Origin of the sequence: Enhydrobacter sp., from assembly GCF_030246845.1 — a bacterium.
Taxonomy (GTDB): Bacteria; Pseudomonadota; Alphaproteobacteria; order Reyranellales; family Reyranellaceae; genus Reyranella.
In genome coordinates, this window is the sequence record NZ_CP126889.1 from 4,457,318 (window position 1) to 4,476,891 (window position 19,574).

General features: G+C 67.2%; 17 protein-coding genes. 14 read left to right on the top strand and 3 right to left on the bottom strand.

The features are described from left to right. Window positions 1-9: 9 nt before the first annotated feature. A complete protein-coding gene (locus OJF58_RS22200) occupies window positions 10-3,504 on the bottom strand; it encodes an indolepyruvate ferredoxin oxidoreductase family protein (protein ID WP_300779958.1) in 3,495 nt (1,164 codons plus the stop codon). Window positions 3,505-3,726: 222 nt separating this feature from the next. Here OJF58_RS22200 and OJF58_RS22205 point away from each other — a divergent pair, with 222 nt between their 5' ends. The 11 genes from OJF58_RS22205 (at window position 3,727) to OJF58_RS22255 (ending at window position 14,496) form a co-directional block, all read left to right on the top strand. Beyond that, complete coding sequence (locus OJF58_RS22205) at window positions 3,727-4,695, top strand: NAD-dependent epimerase/dehydratase family protein (protein WP_300779959.1); 969 nt, start codon at window positions 3,727-3,729, stop codon at window positions 4,693-4,695. Between the two features lie 89 nt (window positions 4,696-4,784). Next, window positions 4,785-5,552 carry an ABC transporter ATP-binding protein gene (locus tag OJF58_RS22210; protein WP_300779960.1) on the top strand — a complete coding sequence of 256 codons (768 nt, stop codon included), beginning with the start codon at window positions 4,785-4,787 and terminating at the stop codon, window positions 5,550-5,552. Beyond that, window positions 5,549-6,301, top strand: coding sequence for an ABC transporter ATP-binding protein (locus OJF58_RS22215; RefSeq protein WP_300779961.1), 753 nt, complete (start codon window positions 5,549-5,551; stop codon window positions 6,299-6,301). The genes OJF58_RS22210 and OJF58_RS22215 overlap by 4 nt, the downstream gene beginning before the upstream one ends. Then, complete coding sequence (locus OJF58_RS22220) at window positions 6,298-7,494, top strand: ABC transporter substrate-binding protein (protein WP_300779962.1); 1,197 nt, start codon at window positions 6,298-6,300, stop codon at window positions 7,492-7,494. The genes OJF58_RS22215 and OJF58_RS22220 overlap by 4 nt, the downstream gene beginning before the upstream one ends. 86 nt (window positions 7,495-7,580) lie before the next feature. Beyond that, window positions 7,581-8,441 carry a branched-chain amino acid ABC transporter permease gene (locus OJF58_RS22225; RefSeq protein WP_300779963.1) on the top strand — a complete coding sequence of 287 codons (861 nt, stop codon included), beginning with the start codon at window positions 7,581-7,583 and terminating at the stop codon, window positions 8,439-8,441. A 2-nt stretch (window positions 8,442-8,443) separates the two neighbouring features. After that, window positions 8,444-9,361: a branched-chain amino acid ABC transporter permease gene (locus OJF58_RS22230; protein ID WP_300779964.1), complete on the top strand. Its 918-nt coding sequence runs from the start codon at window positions 8,444-8,446 to the stop codon at window positions 9,359-9,361. After that, entirely contained in the window at window positions 9,358-9,846 is a 489-nt protein-coding gene (locus OJF58_RS22235) for a GAF domain-containing protein (RefSeq protein ID WP_300779965.1), read from the top strand. Before OJF58_RS22230 ends, OJF58_RS22235 begins: the two co-directional genes overlap by 4 nt. After that, window positions 9,843-10,376: an AAA family ATPase gene (locus tag OJF58_RS22240; protein ID WP_300779968.1), complete on the top strand. Its 534-nt coding sequence runs from the start codon at window positions 9,843-9,845 to the stop codon at window positions 10,374-10,376. Before OJF58_RS22235 ends, OJF58_RS22240 begins: the two co-directional genes overlap by 4 nt. Before the next feature lie 54 nt (window positions 10,377-10,430). Beyond that, complete coding sequence (locus OJF58_RS22245) at window positions 10,431-12,200, top strand: M3 family oligoendopeptidase (RefSeq protein ID WP_300779969.1); 1,770 nt, start codon at window positions 10,431-10,433, stop codon at window positions 12,198-12,200. Between the two features lie 2 nt (window positions 12,201-12,202). Next, window positions 12,203-13,537, top strand: a complete 1,335-nt coding sequence (locus OJF58_RS22250) for an AarF/ABC1/UbiB kinase family protein (protein ID WP_300779971.1) — start codon at window positions 12,203-12,205, stop codon at window positions 13,535-13,537. Beyond that, on the top strand, window positions 13,534-14,496 hold the full coding sequence (locus tag OJF58_RS22255; protein ID WP_300779972.1) for an NAD(P)-dependent oxidoreductase: 963 nt from the start codon (window positions 13,534-13,536) through the stop codon (window positions 14,494-14,496). Before OJF58_RS22250 ends, OJF58_RS22255 begins: the two co-directional genes overlap by 4 nt. Here OJF58_RS22255 and OJF58_RS22260 read toward each other — a convergent pair. Next, window positions 14,471-16,096, bottom strand: coding sequence for a thiamine pyrophosphate-dependent enzyme (locus OJF58_RS22260; protein ID WP_300779974.1), 1,626 nt, complete (start codon window positions 16,094-16,096; stop codon window positions 14,471-14,473). The two genes, OJF58_RS22255 and OJF58_RS22260, sit on opposite strands and share 26 nt — an antisense overlap. Between OJF58_RS22260 and OJF58_RS22265 the strand changes: the two genes are divergently transcribed. Next, window positions 16,090-16,857, top strand: a complete 768-nt coding sequence (locus OJF58_RS22265) for an ElyC/SanA/YdcF family protein (protein WP_300779975.1) — start codon at window positions 16,090-16,092, stop codon at window positions 16,855-16,857. The genes OJF58_RS22260 and OJF58_RS22265 overlap by 7 nt on opposite strands. Here the strand turns inward: OJF58_RS22265 and OJF58_RS22270 are convergent. After that, window positions 16,832-17,827: a 2-hydroxyacid dehydrogenase gene (locus OJF58_RS22270; protein ID WP_300779977.1), complete on the bottom strand. Its 996-nt coding sequence runs from the start codon at window positions 17,825-17,827 to the stop codon at window positions 16,832-16,834. The genes OJF58_RS22265 and OJF58_RS22270 overlap by 26 nt on opposite strands. 148 nt (window positions 17,828-17,975) lie before the next feature. Between OJF58_RS22270 and OJF58_RS22275 the strand changes: the two genes are divergently transcribed. After that, window positions 17,976-19,136, top strand: a complete 1,161-nt coding sequence (locus OJF58_RS22275) for a Re/Si-specific NAD(P)(+) transhydrogenase subunit alpha (RefSeq protein ID WP_300779978.1) — start codon at window positions 17,976-17,978, stop codon at window positions 19,134-19,136. A gap of 8 nt (window positions 19,137-19,144) precedes the next feature. Continuing rightward, entirely contained in the window at window positions 19,145-19,573 is a 429-nt protein-coding gene (locus OJF58_RS22280; protein ID WP_300779980.1) for an NAD(P) transhydrogenase subunit alpha, read from the top strand. Window position 19,574 lies beyond the last annotated feature (1 nt).

Below are 19,574 nucleotides of genomic sequence, written 5' to 3' on the forward strand. Positions count from 1 at the left end.
ACCAGCCTGCTACTCGGCCGCCTGCCTGAGCGGCGCCGGCTCGTGCCATCGGGCGAGGAGCTCGGCCTGCTTGCGCTTGGCCTTCTCGAGATGGGCCTGCTTGACGTGGCCGTAGCCCCGGATGTCGTCGGGCACCGAGGCGAGCTCGACGGCAAGCCCATGATTGGCCGGCGTGAGATCGGCAAGCAGCGCCCCCACGAGCCGCTCGTATTCGCCGATAAGTGCGCGTTCCTGCTTGCGCTCGTCGGTTCGGCCAAACGGGTCGAACGCGGTTCCACGCAGGAACTTGAGTTTCGCGAGAAGGCGGAACACCGGCAGCATCCAGGGACCGTATTCCCGCTTCACCAGATGGCCGGTCCGCGGGTCGCGGCGCGCGAAAAGCGGCGGCGCCAGATGGAACTTGAGCCTGTAGTCGCCTTCGAATTGCCGGTCGATCCGTGCGGCAAAAGCCATGTCCGCATGGAGCCGCGCGACTTCGTACTCGTCCTTGTACGCCAGCAGCTTGGCGTAGTTGCGCGCGACCGCCTCGGCGAGGCGGCTATCGTCGGGCGTGATCTCCTGCTCCGCCGTACGCACCCTGGCAACGAGCGACCGGTAGCGTTCGGCGAGCGCGGTATTCTGGAAGGCGGTGAGGAGCCTGGTTCGGGAAGCCACGATCTCGTCGAGCGTCGCCACGGGGCGGCCGAAGGCCACGACATGGTCCGTTGCCGGCGGCGCCACGAGCTTCTCCACGGCGGCGGGATCGGCGGCGGCTCGACGGCCCCAGCGGAAGGCGGCGAGATTCATCGGCACCGCCGTGCCGTTCAGCTCGATAGCCTGTTCCAGCGCTTCGTGGCCGATCGGGATCAGGCCCTTCTGGTAGGCATAGCCCAGCATGAAGAGGTTGGTCGCGATCGAATCGCCCATCAGGCCGGTGGCAAGCCGCGTTGCCTCGAGGAAGTCGCACGCCCCGGCGCCGGCCGCCGCCTCGATCGAGAGGCGCAACGTATGGGATGGGAAGGCCAGATCGGGACGGCGCGTGAATTCTCCCGTGATCGTCTCGTGCATGTTGACAACGAGGCGTGACACGCCGGGCTCGAGTCTCGCGAGCGCATCGGGGCTGGCGCTGACGACGAGGTCGCAGCCCAGGAGCAGATCGGCCCCGCCGGCACCGAGGCGTACGGCATGCAACGCTTCCGGGGAGGCACCGATCCGAACATGGCTCACCACCGCGCCGCCCTTCTGCGCCATGCCGAGCTGGTCGAGCACGGTCGCGCCCTTGCCCTCGATATGCGCCGCCATGCCGATGAGCGCACCGATCGTGACGACCCCGGTGCCGCCGATCCCGGTGATCAGCACACCATAGGGCTCGTCGCCGACCGAAGGCAGCCGGGGCGCGGCCGGGATCGGCGGCTCGGCCGCGACGGACGCCGACTTTTCGATTTGCGCCTTGCCGTGCCGCAGCCGGCCACCCTCGACCGTCACGAAGCTGGGGCAGAAGCCGTTCACGCAGGAGAAGTCCTTGTTGCAGGAGGATTGGTCGATCGCACGCTTGGTGCCGAACTCGGTCTCGACCGGCGTGACCGAGAGGCAGTTCGATTGCACCGAGCAATCGCCGCAGCCCTCGCAGACCGCCTCGTTGATGAAGACGCGCCTGGCCGGATCGGGATAGGTCCCGCGCTTGCGGCGCCGGCGCTTCTCGGCCGCGCAGGTCTGGTCGTAGATCAGCACCGAAACGCCCTTCCATTCGCGCAGCTCGCGCTGGACCTCGTCGAGCTGGTCGCGGTGATGGAAGGTGACGCCGGGCGCCCACTGTGTGCCGGGGGGATATTTGCGTGGCTCGTCGCTTACCAGCGCGATGCGGCGCACGCCTTCGGCATGGACCTGCTGGCTGATGGTCCAGGGATGGACGTCGCCATCGTGTGGCTGGCCACCGGTCATGGCAACGGCATCGTTGTAGAGGATCTTGTAGGTGATGTTGGTCCCGGCGGCGACCGCCTGACGGATCGCAAGGTAGCCCGAGTGGAAATAGGTGCCGTCGCCCAGGTTCTGGAAGACGTGGGGCATGTCCGTGAAATGGCTGGCGCCGACCCAGGAAGCGCCCTCGGCGCCCATGTGGGTGAAAGTCCTGGTGTTGCGCTCCATGCCGATCGCGAGCGTATGGCAGCCAATGCCAGCCATCGCCATCGAGCCGTCCGGCACCCTGGTCGAGCTGTTGTGCGGGCAGCCCGAGCAGAAATAGGGGACCCGGGCCATGCCGGCTTCGTTGCGCAACTCGCGCCCGGCAAGCCGCGTCAAGCGCTCGAAGCGCTGGCGCGTGCGGTCTGCAAAGGCGTCGAGGCCGAGCCGGGCCACGAGGGCAGACGCGATCTCGAACGGCGTCAGCTCGCCGTCCGACTTGAGCAGCGGCTGGCCGCGCTCGTCCCTTTTGCCGACGACGGCAGGGCGGCGATCCGCCGGCGTGTTGAACAGCGCGTCCTTGAGCTGCGGCTCGATCAGCGGCCGCTTCTCCTCGACGACCAGGATCTCGCGCTTGCCCTCGCTGAAGGCGAGGGCGCCCTGCGTCTCCAGTGGCCAGACCAGGCCGACCTTGTAGATTGCAATGCCCAGTCGCTCGGCTTCCGTCTGGTCGATGCCGAGCTCGTCCAACGCCTGGCGCACATCGAGATAGGATTTGCCGACAGTGACGATGCCGAAGCGCGCATCCGGTCGGCCAAGCATCAGCCGGTCGAGGCGGTTGGCCCGCCAGTAGGCCAGCGCCGCCGGCTGCTTCAGCGTGATCAGCCGCTTCTCCTGGCCGAGCCAGTCGTCGGGCCACCGGATGTGCAGGCCGTCCGGCGGCAACGGGAAGTCGGCGGGGGTGCGGATCTCGATCCGGTGCGGATCGACATGCACCGAAGCGGACGAATCCACCGTCTCGCTCACCACCTTGAAGCCGATCCAGAGCCCCGAGTAGCGCGACATCGCAAAGGCGTGCAGACCGAGGTCGAGATACTCCTGCACGCTGGCGGCATGGATCACGGGAATGCCGGCGGCGATGAAGGCGGGTTCGCTCTGGTGGGCGAGCGTCGAGGACTTCGCCATGTGGTCGTCGCCCGCAAGCGCGACCACGCCGCCGTGCCGCGAGGTGCCGGCGTAGTTGGCGTGCTTGAGGGCATCGCCCGACCGGTCGACGCCGGGGCCCTTGCCGTACCAGATGCCGAAGACGCCGTCGTAGCGGGCGCCGGGGTAGAGATGGATCTGCTGCGTGCCCCAGAGGGCGGTCGCGGCAAGATCCTCATTCAGCGCCGGCTGGAATTCGATATGGTTCTTCTTGATGAAGCGCTTGGCCTGCCAGAGCGTCTGGTCGAAGCCGCCGAGCGGGGAACCGCGATAGCCGCTGATGTAGCCTGCCGTATTGAGCCCGGCCGCCGCGTCACGCTGGCGCTGCATCATCGGCAGCCGGACCAAGGCCTGCGTGCCGGTCAGATAGACCCTTCCGCGCTCGAGCGCGTATTTGTCGTCCAGGGTCACCGCAGGGGACAAGGCAACCTCCCTGATCGTCTGTTCTGTCTTGCTCTTCACTTACATGGTGACGGTAGTGACAGATTGTTACGCGTTTCAATCGCCAACGGGAGCAGGGTTGCAAAAAGACGTTTTGCTATTGGGCACCTTTTGAATCGTATCCCCTGTTTCAAGGTTCCGTCCTGTCTTGAAACGTTGTAATCACCCGAGCGCAGTGTTCGTCTGGCTCCAAGCGCATTCTTCATGACCATCCTGATTACCGGCGTCGCCGGCTTCGTCGGCTCGCAAGTGGCGCGGGCGTTGCTGGCGCGGGGCGAACGCGTCGTCGGCATCGACAATTTCAGCCCGTACTATGACCCGGTGCTGAAGTTCGCCCGTGTGAAGCCGTTGCGGGACAACAAGGCGTTCACTTTCCTCGAGCTCGACATCGCCGATCGGGAGCCGCTGCTGGCGCTGGCGAAGCGACACTCCGAGATCGACCGCATCGTCCATCTGGCCGCCCAGCCGGGCGTGCGCCAGTCCGTCACCGATCCCTATGTCTATGTCCAGACCAACGTGGCGGGTCATCTGGTCGTGCTGGAGCTGGCGCGCCGATTCCCCGGCCTGAAGCACTTCGTCTATGCCTCGTCCTCTTCGGTCTACGGTGCCAATTCACGGCTGCCCTTCAGCCCGGCGGACCGGGTCGACCATCCGGTGTCGATCTATGCGGCCACCAAGCGGTCAGGTGAGCTGATGACCGACGCGTATGTGCATCTGCACAAATTCAAGGCGACGGGCTTGAGGTACTTCACGGTCTATGGACCGTGGGGCCGCCCCGACATGTCGCCCTGGGTCTTCGCCAAGGCGATCCAGGAAGGCCGGCCGCTCAAGCTCTATCACCTGGGCTTCGCCAAGCGCGACTTCAGCTATATCGACGACATCGTGGCCGGCACGGTCGCCGTGCTCGACAAGCCGGCCCGCGAGCCCGGCCATCGGCTCTACAATCTCGGCGCCGCCCACAGCGAGGACATCGTCCACATTATCGAGCTGTTCGAGAAGGCGATCGGCCGGAAGGCGGTGACCGAACTCAAGCCCGGCGAACCGGGCGACATGCTGGAAACGGCGGCCGACATCACCGAGACGACGCGGGATTTCGGCTGGACGCCCAAGGTCGCCGTGGAAGAGGGCATCCCGGAATTCGTAAAGTGGTTCAAGGCCTATAACGGTTTGTGAGCGTGACCGTCCGGCTCGCCTTCTACATCTGCTCTTCTGCCGAGCGTCGAGTCGGCCCTTTGGGTCATAGGCCATAGCCCGAGCCTGCGATGATGGTGCTTCTCGAACTCAAGGATCTGCGGCGCGCCTTCTACGGGCTGGAGGTGCTGCGCGGCGTCGATTTCTCGGTCGCGGCCGGCGGCATCACCGGGCTGATCGGCCCCAACGGCGCGGGCAAGACGACGCTGTTCAACGTCGTGTCGGGGCTCGTGCCACCCGATGCCGGGTCGATCCGGTTCGACGGCCGGGAGATTGCCGGCCTGTCGCCCGACAAGGTGAGCCGCGCCGGCCTCGTCCGCACGTTCCAGGTGGCGCGCGGCTTTCCCCGGCTCTCGGTGTTCCAGCACCTGATGCTCTACGGTCGCGATCAGCCCGGCGAAAGCCTGTGGCAGGCGGCGGTCGGCACGCGTGCTGCACGCGAGCGCGAGACGGCGCTGGCCGAGCGCGCCTGGGAGATGGCGCGCTTCCTGCGGCTCGACCGGCTGATCGACAATCCAGCGCTGGCGCTGTCGGGCGGCCAGAAGAAGCTGCTCGAGATCGGCCGAGCCCTGATGGCCGAGCCCAAGCTCGTCCTGCTCGACGAGCCGACCGCCGGGGTCAATCCGACCCTGCGCAACGAGATCGGCGAGCGGTTGCTGGAACTGCCCCGGCGCGGCGTCTCGGTGCTGCTGATCGAGCACGACATGGGGTTCATTGCCGAGCTCTGCGACCCCGTGATCGTGATGGCCGAGGGGCGGGTGCTGGCCCAAGGCAGCTTCGAGGCCGTGCGGGCCGACCCCCAGGTCCGCGAGGCCTATCTCGGTCGGCGGGCGGCATGACCAGCTTGCTCGGCGTCACCGATCTGCGCGGCGGCTACGCGGCGGCCGACGAGATCGTGAAGGGCGCGACCCTGCGCGTCGAGGCAGGGGAGATCGTGGCCCTGATCGGCCCGAACGGCGCCGGCAAGTCGACGCTGCTCAAGCTGATCGCCGGTCTGCTGCGACCGCGCAGCGGCCAGGTTCGGCTGCGCGACCGCGAGATCGCGGGCCTCGATGCGCCGGCCATCAGCCGGCTCGGCCTCGCCTTCGTCCCGCAGGAGCGCAATGTCTTCGGCGCCATGACGGTGGGCGAGAACCTCGAAATGGGCGGCTATCTCGATGCGGCTCACTTGAGACGCCGCCGCGACGAGCTCTACGAGCGCTTTCCGATGCTGGCCGAGAAGCGGCGTGCGGCGGCGCGGACCCTGAGCGGCGGACAGCGCCAGATCCTCGCCATGGCGATCGCCCTCATGAACGCGCCGACCCTGCTGCTGCTGGACGAGCCCACGGCAGGCCTCAGCCCCCGCGCCGCCGAGGATCTGTTCGGCACCATCGTCGGCCTGAACCGCAGCGGGGTCGCGATCCTGATGGTGGAGCAGAACGCGCTGGAGGCGCTGGCCGTCTCGAACCGCGCGTATGTTCTAGTCCAGGGCCGCGCCGAGCGGGAAGGACGGGCCGAAGAACTCGCCTCGGATCCGACGGTCCGCGATCTCTTCCTCGGCGGCAAGGCCCAGCCTATGCTCGGCGATCAAGCTGGGGGACTTTCATGATGCGCATCGCTTTCGGCCGTCGCGCCGCTCTTTTGTCGGGGGCAGCCGCTCTCGCCGCTCCATCGGTCCTGCGCGCCCAGGCCGATCCGGTGAGGATCGCGACCCTGACGCCGCTCACCGGCGCCGGCGGCCCGTATGGACCGGTCATGGCCAAGGTCGCCGCGTCGGTCGTCGAGGAGGTGAATGCGGCGGGCGGCGTGCTCGGCCGCAAGGTCCAGCTTCTGAGCGAGGACGACCAGACCAATCCCGATGCCGGCGTGCGGGCGGCGCGCAAGCTGATCGACGTCGACAAGGTGGCGGCCATCATCGGCACATGGGCATCGTCGGTGACGACCGCCGTCGCCCCGCTTTGCTGGGAGAGCAAGACCTTCCTCTGCACTGTCTCGGGCGCCGACTCGATCACCCGCCTGCCGCATCAGGGCTTCCTGGTGCGCACCCAGCCCAACTCGACGCTGCAGGTCGCCCGCTCGGGCCAGTTCATGCTCTCGCTGGGCGCGAGGAAGATCTACACCATGATGCCCCAGACGCCGTTCACCCAGACGACGTTCGAGCTGATGGGAAAGCTCGTGTCGAAGGCCGGAGGGACGCATCAGGGGCTGGTGTACGACGACAAGAAGACGACCTATCGCACCGAGGTCGATCAGGTGCTGCGCACCAATCCGGACATGATCTTTGCCGCCGGCTACACGCCCGACACCATCGTGCTCCTGAAGGATCTCTATCGCGCAGGCTACAAGGGCAAGATCATCGGCTTCGGCTATTCCATCAACCAGAAGCTCGTCGACCAGATCGGCCAGCCGGAAATCGTCGAGGGTGTCTACACCTATTCGCCGTCGCCGGACGAGGGCAGCACGGCCTACGAGCGCGTGAAGAAGGCGACCGGCCTCGCCAGCCCCGACCCCTATACCTGCCAGGTCTACGACCACGCCAATCTCGTGCTGATGGCGATGCAGCAGGGCAAGGCCGCGACAGGCGTCGCCATCAAGGACAATATCCGCAAGGTGTCGCAGGGCGGCGGCAAGGCGGTCGACAATGCCGTCGACGGCCTGAAGGCGATCGCCGCCGGCCAGAAGGTGGACTACAGCGGTGCGTCGGGCCCGTGCGATTTCGACGACAAGGGCGACATCATCGACTGCAAGTTCCGCTACGAGCAGATCAAGGGTGGCAAGTTCACCCTGGTGAGGATCGCTTGATCGGCACAATCGATGTTCATGTGGACCGCGGGCTTCCAGCCCGCTCGTGACCATGAGCGGGCGGAAAGCCCGCGGTCCGGAAGACAATGAGCCTCCTTCTCCAGGCGCTGGTGAACGGACTGGTGTCGGGCACGCTTCTGGCGGTGCCGGCCATCGGCTTCACGGCGATGTTCGCGGTCCTGCGCTTTCCCAACTTCTCCGTCTCGGGCATCGCGACCCTGGGCGCCTTCGCCGGCTATGTCGCCTATGGCGCCGGCTTGCAGCTCGTCGGCTCGCTGGCGATGGCCTTTGTCGTCGCTGGCGCCGTCGGTCTGTTCTTCGACCGGGTCGCGCATCTTCCGCTGGTGAAACAGGGCGCCCTGCCGGCCGCCATCGCCTCGATCGCCTCGGGTCTCGTGCTGGAGAACGTGGTCCGGCTCGGCTTCGGCAACGATCTGCGCGGCTTCGACCGGCCGATCGCCCGCGACCTCAGGATCGCCGACATCCGCGTGAGCCCGCAGCAGCTCGAGACCATGGGCATAGCGCTGGCCATCATGCTGGCCGTCTTCGCGGCTCTTGCCTTCACGCGCATCGGCAAGGCCATGCGCGCCTCGGCCGACAATCCGGAACTGGCGGCACTGAAGGGCATCCGGCCGCAGCGCGTGGCCATGATCGCGAGCTTTGTCGGCATGGGCCTGGTCGGCATCGGCGGCATGCTCCTGGGGCTCGACAGCTCGATCGATCCCCTGACCGGCACGCGCATCCTGCTGTCGATCTTCGCCGCGGCGGTGCTGGGCGGGCTCGGCAGCCCGACCGGCGCGGTGCTGGGGGCCTTCCTGATCGGCATCGCCGAGGAACTGTCGGTGCTGATCGTTGGCTCGCCGTATCGGACGGCGGTGGGCTTCTTCGCCATCCTGATCGTACTCACCATCCGGCCGCGCGGCCTGCTGGGCGAGCGGGCCTTCTAGCGATGCTGAACTATCTCCTGTTCATCGCCACCATGGGCGGGCTGTACGGCCTGTTGGCGCTCAGCCTCAACCTGATCTGGGGCGGCGCGGGGATGGTGAATCTCGGTCTCGCCGGCTTCTTTGCCGTCGGCGCCTACGCGTCGGCCCTGATCACGACGGCGGGCCATGCACCGATCCTCGCCGGCTGGACGCTCGCTCTGATCGCCGGCGGCCTCGCGGGCGTGATCGTCACACTCTCGACGACGCGGCTGCGGGAGGACTATCTCGCCATCGTGACGCTGGGCTTCGCCGAGGTGGTGCGCCTGGTCGCCGCCAACGAGATCTGGCTGACCCGCGGCACGGATGGCATCTCCGGCATCCCCGGGCCAGGCAAGGCGGCTCTCGGCCAGGACTTCAATGCCGTCTATCTCGCGATCGTGCTCGCTGTGCTGGCCGGGGTGTTCCTCCTCGTGCGGCGCATTGACCGATCGCCCTATGGGCGCGTGCTGCGGGCCATTCGCGAGGACGCTCAGGTGGCGCAGGTGGCAGGCAAGCCGGTGCTGCGCTTCAAGGTCGAAGCCTTTGCGCTCTCGGCCGCCATTGCTGGTCTCGCCGGCGCACTCTATGCCCACTTCACCTCCTACATCGCGCCCGATCTTTTCCTGCCGCTGATCACGATCTATATTTTCCTCGCCGTGGCGGGCGGTGGAACGGGTCGGCCCGCTGGCGCCCTGGTCGGTGCCTATCTCCTGATGCTGCTGCTCGAATCGGCGCGCTTCGTCGTCGAGCTGATTCCTTCCGTCTCCGCCGTGCAGCGCGCGGCCCTCAAGGAACTGCTGATCGCGGTCGCCCTGATCCTGGTCCTGCGTCTGGCGCCGGGAGGTCTTCTGCCGGAGCGCATCGCGCCGGCTCCTCGACTGAGTACACAAGGAAAGCCATGACACCCTTCGATGCCTGTCTTGCCGCCCTGCGGCAGCCCGGTCCACCCGAGAAGCTGTTCGCCGCAGTGGACCGTGCGCTGGCCGAAACGGTCGGCCACAAGCTCTTCACGCTTCTCTATGTGGCGCCCAACGGCCGGCGGGTGAAGCGCCTCTACACCAACATGCCCAAGGACTATCCGGTCGGCGGCTACAAGGAGATCACCGATTCGCCCTGGCACCGCCAGGTGATCCTGGGCCGACGCGCCTGGGTCGGCCACGACGCGAAGGACATCGCCTGGGCTTTCTTCGACCATGAGCTGATCGTCTCGCTGGGCTGTGAGTCGGCGGTGAACGTGCCGGTGGTCTATGCCGGACGCGTGCTGGGCACGCTCAATCTGCTGGATGCGGCGGGCCACTACGAGGAAAGCGACGTGGCTCGCATCGAGCCGTTCGCGGCCCTGCTGATCGGTCCCTTCCTCGACGCCATCGCCGCCGATCCCGGATGAGGCGCTTCATCCTGACCGGCACGCCGGGGGCGGGAAAGACCGCGATCCTGCGCCAGTTGGAGATCGAGGGATTCGGTGTCGTGGAGGAGGCGGCGACCGACGTCATTGCCCTGGAACAGGCACGGGGCGTGGCCGAGCCCTGGCTCACGCCGGATTTCATCGACAAGGTGGTGAATTTGCAGCAGGCGCGAGTCGTCCGAGCCGCGTGCCTGCCCGGGGACATCCAGTTCCACGACCGGTCGCCGGTTTGCACGGCGGCACTCGCCCGGTTTCTCGGCGCCCCGCTCCCGGACGCCTTGTCTCGCGAGCTTCGACGTCTCGAGGAGGAGCGGCCTTACGAGCAGCGGGTGTTCTTCGTCCAGTCCCCCGGCTTTGTGACGCCGACCGAGGCGCGGCGGATCAGCCTGGAGGAGGCGCGCCGTTTCGAGGCGCTGCATGAACGAACCTACGCCGCGCACGGGTTCGAACTGATCCCAATCGCGCCGGGAAGCGTGCTGGATCGGGTAGCCGCGATCCGGCGCGCACTCTAGCCTCGCGCCGGGCGACGTCCCATATCTCCTCATTCGAGCAAGGAGTTGGTATCGATGAATGCTGTGCTGGGCGATCTGCCGACATGGAACCTCGCCGACCTATATTCGAGCCCGGCCGGTCCGGACCTGCAGGCCGACCTGAAGCTCGCGGCCGAGGAGGCGGACGCTTTCGCCAAGGCTTACGAGGGTCGGATCGCCGCGCTCGACGGGGCAACGCTGGGCGCAGCCATCGCGCAGTACGAGGCGCTGCAGGATCGGATGGGCCGCATCGGCTCGTACGCCTCACTCTACTACGCGCAGGACCAGGCCGATCCCGAGCGCGGCCGGTTCGCGCAGGATGTGTCCGAACGCCTGACGGACATCGGGACCAGGCTCGTGTTCTTCCGACTCGAGATCAACAAGCTCGACGACGCCGATCTCGCCGAGAAGCAGAAGGCGCCGGCGCTGGCCAAGTACGGGCCGTGGCTGCGCGATCTGCGGGTGTTTCGCCCGCACCAGCTCTCCGACGAGATGGAAAAGGCGCTGCATGAAAAGCACGTGGTCGGTCGGGCGGCGTGGTCGCGTCTGTTCGACGAGACGATTGCCCGACTGCGCTATCCGTTCCGCGGCGAGATGCTGGGCGAGCCGCAGATCCTCGACAAGCTTTTGGATAAGGACCCGCAGGTGCGCCGCGAGGCGGCCAAGTCGTTCGGCAAGGTGCAGGGCGACAACATTGCGATCTTCTCTCTGGTCACCAACACGCTCGCCAAGGACAAGGAGATCGAGGATCGCTGGCGCAGGTATCCGCGCCCGCAGTCGGCAATGAACCTCACCAACGTGGTCGAGGACGAAGTGGTCGATGCACTGGCCTCCGCCGTGAAGGCGGCCTATCCGCGGCTGGCGCATCGCTACTACCGGCTCAAGGCCCGATGGTTCGGCGTCGACAAGATGCCCTACTGGGACCGCAATGCGCCGCTGCCGGAACACGATGACCGCACGATTCCCTGGAACGAGGCCGAGAAGATCGTGCTCGACGCCTACAACGCCTTCTCGCCGGAGCTCGCCTCGGTCGGCCGCCGATTCTTCGGCACGGGCTGGATCGATGCGCCGGCGCGGCCGGGCAAGTCGCCCGGCGCCTTCGCCCATCCCACCGTGCCGTCGGCGCATCCGTACCTGTTGCTGAACTACCAGGGCAAGGTGCGGGACGTGATGACGCTGGCGCACGAGCTGGGCCATGGCGTGCATCAGGTCCTGTCGGCGCGGCAGGGGGCGCTGATGGCCGATACGCCGCTCACCCTTGCCGAGACGGCCTCGGTGTTCGGCGAGATGCTGACCTTCCAGTCGCTCCTGAAGACCGCTCCCGACAAGAATGCGCGCAAGGCGATGCTGGCTGGCAAGGTCGAGGACATGCTGAACACCGTGGTGCGCCAGATCGCGTTCTACGATTTCGAGTCGCGCCTGCACCTGGAGCGCCGCAAGGGCGAGCTCACGCCCGACGCGATCGGCGAGCTCTGGCTTGCCGTGCAGCGCGAGAGCCTGGGGCCGGCCTTCACCTTCGACGACGAGTACAAATACTACTGGTCCTACATCGGGCACTTCATCCATTCGCCTTTCTATGTCTATGCCTATGCCTTCGGCGATTGCCTGGTGAACTCGCTTTACGCCGCTTACCAGTCGGGACAGGCCGGCTTCGAGGGCAAGTATCTCGACATGCTGAAGGCGGGGGGCGTGAAGCGGCACAAGGAGCTGCTGGCGCCATTCGGCCTCGATGCCACCGATCCTGCCTTCTGGGGCAAGGGACTGGGCGTGATCTCGGGCTTCGTCGACGAGCTCGAAAAGCTCTAGGTATGGCGGACGAGGGCGACAGTCTGGGTGGCCGGCTCGGCCGCTATGCCCGGGTCGGCGCGTCGGTGGGCGGCCTGGCGGCGCGGCTCGCGGGCGAGCGCTATCTCGGCCTCTCCCTCGACCGCGACCGTCATGCCGCCGAGCTCCGGAGCGCGCTGGGCGGCCTCAAGGGTCCGCTGATGAAGGCGGCCCAGCTCCTCGCCACCATTCCCGATGCGCTGCCGCCGGAATATGCGCGCGAGCTGGCGCAGCTCCAGGCCAATGCGCCGGCCATGGGCTGGCCTTTCGTGCGGCGGCGCATGGCGACCGAGCTGGGGCCGGACTGGCCGGCCAGGTTCGCCCGCTTCGACAAGGAAGCGGCCTTCGCCGCCTCGCTCGGCCAGGTGCATCGCGCCGTCCTGCCGGACGGCCGGAACGTCGCCGTGAAGCTGCAGTATCCCGACATGGCCTCGGCGCTGGAGGCCGATCTCAACCAGCTCAAGCTGGTGTTCGCGGTCGGCCAGCGCCTCGATCCGGCGATCCGCACCGACGAGATCCATGCCGAGATCACCAACCGCCTGCGCGAGGAACTCGACTACCGCCGCGAGGCGAGGCACATCGATCTCTACCGGCACATGTTGCGCGATGAGCCGAAGGTGCACGTGCCGGAGGTCGTCGCCGAATATTCGACCGACCGGCTGCTCACCATGAGCTGGCTCTCCGGCGAGCCGCTGCTCGACTGGAAGAAGCATTCCCAGGAGGAACGCGACGCGCTCGCGGTCAACATGTTCCGCGCGTGGTACGTGCCGTTCTATTTCTACGGCGTGATTCACGGCGATCCGCATCTCGGCAACTACACCGTCCGGCCGGACGCCTCGGTCAATCTGATGGATTTCGGCTGCGTGCGCGTCTTTCCGCCACGTTTCGTGCGCGGCTCGATAGAGCTTTATCGCGCCCTGATGACGGATGACGAGGATCGGGCCGTCGCGGCCTACGAGGATTGGGGTTTCGGGGGAGTGTCGCGCGAGATGATCGCCGTGCTCAACCGTTGGGCGGCGTTCCTGTATGGCCCGTTGATGGACGACCGGCCGCGCCGGCTCACGGAAGGGGTGGCGGAAGGCTTCGGTCGCGACATGGCGCAGAACGTGTTCGGCGAGCTGCGCCGAATGGGCGGTGTGCGGCCGCCGCGCGAGTTCGTGTTCATGGACCGTGCGGCGATCGGGCTCGGCGCCGTCTTCATTCACCTGCGTGCCTCGATCAACTGGCATCGGCTGTTCGAGGGCCTGATCGAGGGCTTCGAGCTGGAGACACTGGCCGGCAGGCAGCACCAGGCGCTCGCGGCGGCGGGCCTGGCATGAACATCCTGGTGACCGGATCGTCGGGCTGGCTCGGCCAGCATCTGGTGCCGCGGCTGAAGCGCGGCGGCCACCGTGTGACCGGACTCGACCCGGTGCCGGGCCCGCACACCGACGTGGTCGGTTCGGTCGCCGACCGTGCGGTCGTACGCGCCGCGATCCGGGACAACGCGATCCAGGCCATTGTCCATGCCGGGGCGCTGCACAAGCCGCACGTCGCGATCCACGACAGCTCGCGGTTCATCGCGGTGAACGTGCAGGGCACGTTGAACCTTCTCGAGGAGGCGACGGCATCGGGGTCGACTGTCGATCGCTTCGTCTTCACCTCGACCACCTCGCTCATGATCTCGCGCCAGATTCGCGAGGCCCACAAGCGGGGCATCCACCGCGCTTTCTGGATCGACGAGGAGATGGCGCCGCTCGAGCCACGGAACATCTATGGCATCAGCAAGCTCGCCGCCGAGCATCTTTGCCGGATGGTGCACGACAGCTCGAACCTGCCGGTGATCATTCTGCGCACGGCGCGCTTCTTCCCCGAGGAAGACGACATGGCGCACGAGATCATCCAGTCCGACGCCAACATCAAGGCCAACGAGTTCCTGTACCGGCGGCTTACCGTCGAGGATGCCGCCCGCGCCCATGTGGTTGCGCTCGACCGCGCGCCCCAGATCGGCTTCGACACCTTCATCATCTCGGCGCTGACACCGTTCAGCCCGGACGATTGCGGGCAGCTCATGGATTATGCGCCGCTTGTGGTCCATCGCTACTTCCCGCGCTACCGCGAGATCTACGCACGGCGCGGCTGGACGATGTTCGACTATATCGACCGCGTCTACGATTCGACCAAGGCGATGCGGCGGCTGGGCTTCGTCTGCGCCACGGACTTCGGCGACATCCTGACCCAGCTCGACCGCGAGGACGGCGTGGCGCCGGCCGTCAGCCGCGTACCCTGGGCATCATGATCAGGTCCCAGGGGCTCGGCACGTCGCCGTGCGGGACCCAGACGAGGGCAGGGGCGTCGAGCGCAAAGGCCTTGTGCAGGGCGTGCTCGAGCTGACCGGCATCGGTCGCCTTGAAGGAGGCGACGCCGAAGGCGTCGGCGAGTTTCACGAAGTCGGGATTCTCGAGATCCGAGGCGATCAGTCGGTTGCCATAGCGTTCCTGCTGGATGCGCCTCACGTTGCCGAAAGCGCCGTTGTCGAACACCACGACCACGACGGCGATGTTGTGACGCGCGGCGGTGGCGAGCTCGCCGACCTGGTAGAGGAAGCCGCCGTCGCCCGCGATCGCCAGCACCTTGCGGTGCGGCATGGCGACCTTGGCGCCGAGTGCGGTGCCGAAGCCCCAGCCGAGATTGTCCTGGTAGCCCGGCGACAGGAAGGTGCGCGGCTTCTCGATCGGCAGGGCGACTCGCGAGGCAAAGCCGATTTGCGAGACCTCGTCGACGAAGATGCCGTCCTCAGGCAGGGCATTGCGGATCGCCCTCAGGAAGCTCGCCTGCGGCTCGAGCCGCGACAGGCGATCGGCGAGCCAGGCCCGATGCCGCCCGATCTCCTCTGCACGCGAGGGCCGCTTGCGGTTGTGTCGGGGCAGCGCGTCGATCAGGGCGCGCAGTTGCGTGGCGGCGTCGCCGATCAGCGCCACATCGGGCCTGCGCAGGCGATCGGGCTCGTCCGGGTCGATATCGATGCGCACGACCTTGAGCTTGTCGTCGATGCCCCAGTTGGCGTTCTGGATGAAGAAGCGCGTGCCGACGGCGAGCACGGCGTCCGCCTCCTTCCACAGGCGATGACCGACCGGCATGTCGACCGCCAGCCGATGCGAGCTCGGAATCACGCCGCGGCCGCGGCGGTAGGAGCTGACCGGCGCCTCGAGCATTTCGGCGATGGCGATCACTTCGGCCGACGCATCCTGCGCGCCGCCGCCCAGCACCAGCATCGGCCGCTCGGCTTCGCCCAGGATCCTGGCCGCCGCCTCGACCGCCTCGGGGTCGATGGGATCGATCGGCAGCGGCAGCGGCGCGTCGGGCAAGGTGACCTCTGCGCGCTTCGCCCAGGTATCGAGCGCGCATTCCAGCGCGACCGGGCGCTGACGGCCGGAGGCCGCCTGCCAGACCGCGTGCGAGACAAGGGCGGGCGCCTCCTGCGGGCTCCTGATGCGCGCGGCCCATTTGGTGACATGGCGCATCAGGCCGAGCTGGTCGTGGATCTCGTGCAGATGGCCGTGGCCGCGATCGATGTCGGCCTGCGGGATCTGGCCCACCAGACCGATGACGGGCGCATTCATCCCGTAAGCGGTCAGGAGCGCCGCGCCCGCATTCAGCAGGCCGGGCCCGGGCACGACCGCGAAAGCCTGCGGCTTGCCGGAGGCGAGCGCGGCGCCCAGCGCCATATAGGCGGCCGTCTGCTCGTGTCGCGGATGGATGACACGCAAACGGTCGCCGGCATAATAGAAAGCATCGAACAGGGGATCGTTGTGCAGGCCGGGCAATGCATAGACCGTGTCGAGCCCGTGCCGCAGGAGAGTCTCGACAGTGGCTTCGGCAGTGCTGATGCGTGGCATCCAGCAAATCCTTTCGCGGCACGGCAGATGGCACCCGCTCGTCTAGAGACTTGCCGGGACGGGATCAAGCCACCCTCTGCGCGCGACACCGATCGGGCGACGTGATGCGTCTTGTCCTGTGTGTCGCCGTTGCGATCGCGGCAGTCGCCATCGCGCTGGCGTTGCTGTCGTGGATCGCGCAACGCCGTCTGGAGTCCCTCGGCGAGTCGTTCGTGACGAGCGATCCAGCGCGGTTGCCGGCGGTGGAGGTTGCGCTGGTTCTGGGTGCGGCGCCGATCGGGCCCGAGGGCGGACCGAACCGCTACTTCGAATATCGCCTCGATGCTGCCGCCGCTTTGTGGCGCGCGGGGAAGGTCAGGTATCTGCTTGCGAGCGGCGACCTTCGGTCACCCGACTACGACGAGCCGACCGCCATGCGCGTGGGTCTGATCGCGCGCGGCGTGCCGGGCGAATGCATCTATCGCGACTTCGCCGGGGTGCGAACGCGCGATTCGATCCTGCGGGCGCGGGAGATCTTCGGTCAGAGGCGGCTGGTCGTCGTCTCGCAACCTTTTCATCTCGCGCGGGCGATTTTCCTCGCGCGGCAGGAAGGGATCGAGGCGTGGGGCCTGGCCGCCCGTGATGTCGACCGGCCTTACAGCATCCTCACCACGCTGCGCCGCTACCCATCGGCGCTGCGCGCCTACTACGACGTCTGGCTCGACACGCCGGCGCGCCAGAGCGGCAAGCCGGTCGTCATCGGAGTCGACCCTCCGACCTAGCCGCCATGTCGCGCAGCTCCGGCACCGGCGAGACGACGGGCTTGCCGGCGAAGTGGGCGTCGAGGTTGGCCCGCACCAGGGCGGTCATGCGCTCCTGCGCATGTTCGGTGCCGCCGCCGAAATGCGGTGTCATGACGAGGTTCTCGAGGGTCATGAACTCGTCGCGTACGTGCGGCTCCTCGTCGAACACGTCGAGGGCCGCCCCTTCGATCACGTTGTTGCGCAGCGCCTCGGCCAGCGCCGCCTCGTCGACGGCCCAGCCGCGTGTGATGTTGACGACGTGCCCGCGTGGTCCCAGCGCTTTCAGCACCTCCGCATCGATGATGTGCCTGTTGGAGGCGTCCGAGCGCAGCGCGACCATCAGGATATCGCACCATTCGGCGAGCGCGACGGCGTCGGGAAAATAGGCGTAGTCGACATCGCTTCGCTTGTTGCGGTTGCAGTAGCCGATTTCGACGTCGAAGCCCTTCATGCGCCTGGCGATTTCCATGCCGATTGCGCCGAGGCCCAGGATGCCGAATTTCTTGCCCGTGAGCCCGGAGATGGCGCCGAAGCGGTTGGGAATCCGCTTGGTCCATTCGCCGCGGCGGATCATGCGGTCGGCGCGCGCGATCCGGCGATGCGTGGCGAGCACGAGACCGACGGCCATTTCGGCCACATCGGGCGCGTTGGCGTCGGCGCCGTGCGTGACGATGATGTTGCGCCGCCGCGCCGCCTCGAGGTCGATGCGCTCGTAGCCCGTACCGTAGCAGCAGATTATCGAGAGGCGCGGCAATGCCGTCATCAGCGCATCCGAGGCGCCGACGCTGCCGGTCGTGACCAGCGCCTGCACGTGCGCGGCGGTCGCTGAAGGCACCGATGTCGGATCGGGTCGATCCATGTGGCCAGCGATGTCGTAGCGCTCGGCCAGTGCTCCGAGGGTTCGCCTGGTGAAGGTGAAGCCGGTGAGGAGGGTCGGGCGATCGGCCATGATCGGCGTTCAGCATGACATGCAGCAACATCGGCCGTAAATGCGCGAGTCTCACGCGGCGAAAAAGCGGCTTGGCAAAAATGCATTCGCTGGGCATGTTCGCTGCCCCGAATTCCCATCCGCGCCTCCAACGGACCAACAGCGCTCCATGAAAATCGTCATTCTGAAAGAACGCAGGCCGCACGAGACCCGCGTGGCCGCGACGCCGGAGACCGTCAAGAAGCTGAAGGCGCTGGGAGCCGAGGTCACCGTCGAGGCGGGGGCCGGAAGCGCCGCGGCCTTCACCGACCAGGCCTACACCGATGCCGGCGCAACTATCGTGCCGGACCCTGCAGCCGCGGTGGCGGCGGGCGACATCGTCTTCAAGATCCAGCGGCCCATGTCGGCCTCGGAAGGGCTCGACGAGATCGGACTGCTGCGGGCCGGACAGACGCTGATGTCGCCGATCGGCGCTCTCACGAACCATGAACTGGTGCAGGCGCTGGCCGCCAGGGGCGTGACGGCGTTCGCGCTGGAGTTGATCCCGCGCATCACCCGCGCGCAGTCGATGGACATCCTTTCGTCGCAGGCGAACCTCGCCGGCTACAAGGCCGTCCTTCTGGCGGCGAACAATTTCGGCCGCATCTTTCCGCAGATGATGACGCCCGGCGGCACGCTGGCGCCGGCGCGCGCCTTCATCATGGGCGTGGGCGTCGCGGGGCTCCAGGCGATCGCCACGGCGCGCCGCCTCGGCGCCGTGGTCACGGCGACCGACGTCAGGCCGGCGACCAAGGAGCAGGTGCAGTCGCTCGGCGGCAAGTTCATCGCCGTGGAGGACGAGGAGTTCAAGGCGGCGGAGACGGCGGGCGGCTACGCCAAGGAGATGAGCGCCGACTATCGTGCCAAGCAGGCGGCGCTCGTGGCCGACCACATCAAGGCGCAGGACATCGTCGTCACCACGGCGCTCATCCCGGGACGCAAGGCGCCGGTGCTGGTGACCGAGGACATGGTCAGGACCATGAAGCCCGGCTCGGTGATCGTCGACATGGCGGTGGAGCAGGGCGGCAACTGTCCGCTGTCGGAAGTCGGCAAGGTGGTCGAGAGCCATGGCGTGAAGATCGTCGGTCCGGCCAATCTGCCGGCCGAGCTGCCGACCGATGCCTCGTCGCTGTTCGCCCGCAATCTCCTGAACTTCATCACGCCCATGGTCGACAAGGAGACGAAGGCATTGAAGATCGATCTCGACGACGAGGTCGTGAAGGGCACGCTCGTCACGCGCGACGGACAGATCGTGCATCCCTCCCTCAGCCAGAATCCAGGCCAGAACTAGGAGCAGCCATGGACGACAGCATCGCGGGCGAAGCGGCCAGGATCGCCAGCCAGACGCAGGACCTCGCCACGCATCTCAGGAACCTCGCGCAGCAGATCACGGATCTCGCCGCGCAGACGCCGGCCGGCGCGCCGGAAAGCGGCCACATGCCGTTCGTGGCGCTGCTCACCATCTTCGCGCTCGGCTGCTTCGTCGGCTACTACGTGGTCTGGCGCGTGACGCCGGCGCTGCATTCGCCGCTGATGTCCGTCACCAACGCGGTGTCCTCCGTGATCATCGTCGGCGCGCTGCTGGCCGCCGGGCTGCGCGGCCTGGGGGCGGCCCAGCTCTTCGGCGCCGTTGCCGTGACCCTCGCCGCCGTGAACATCTTCGGCGGCTTCATCGTCACGCACCGCATGCTGTCGATGTTCAAGAAGAAGCAGCCGGTCAGGAAGTAGG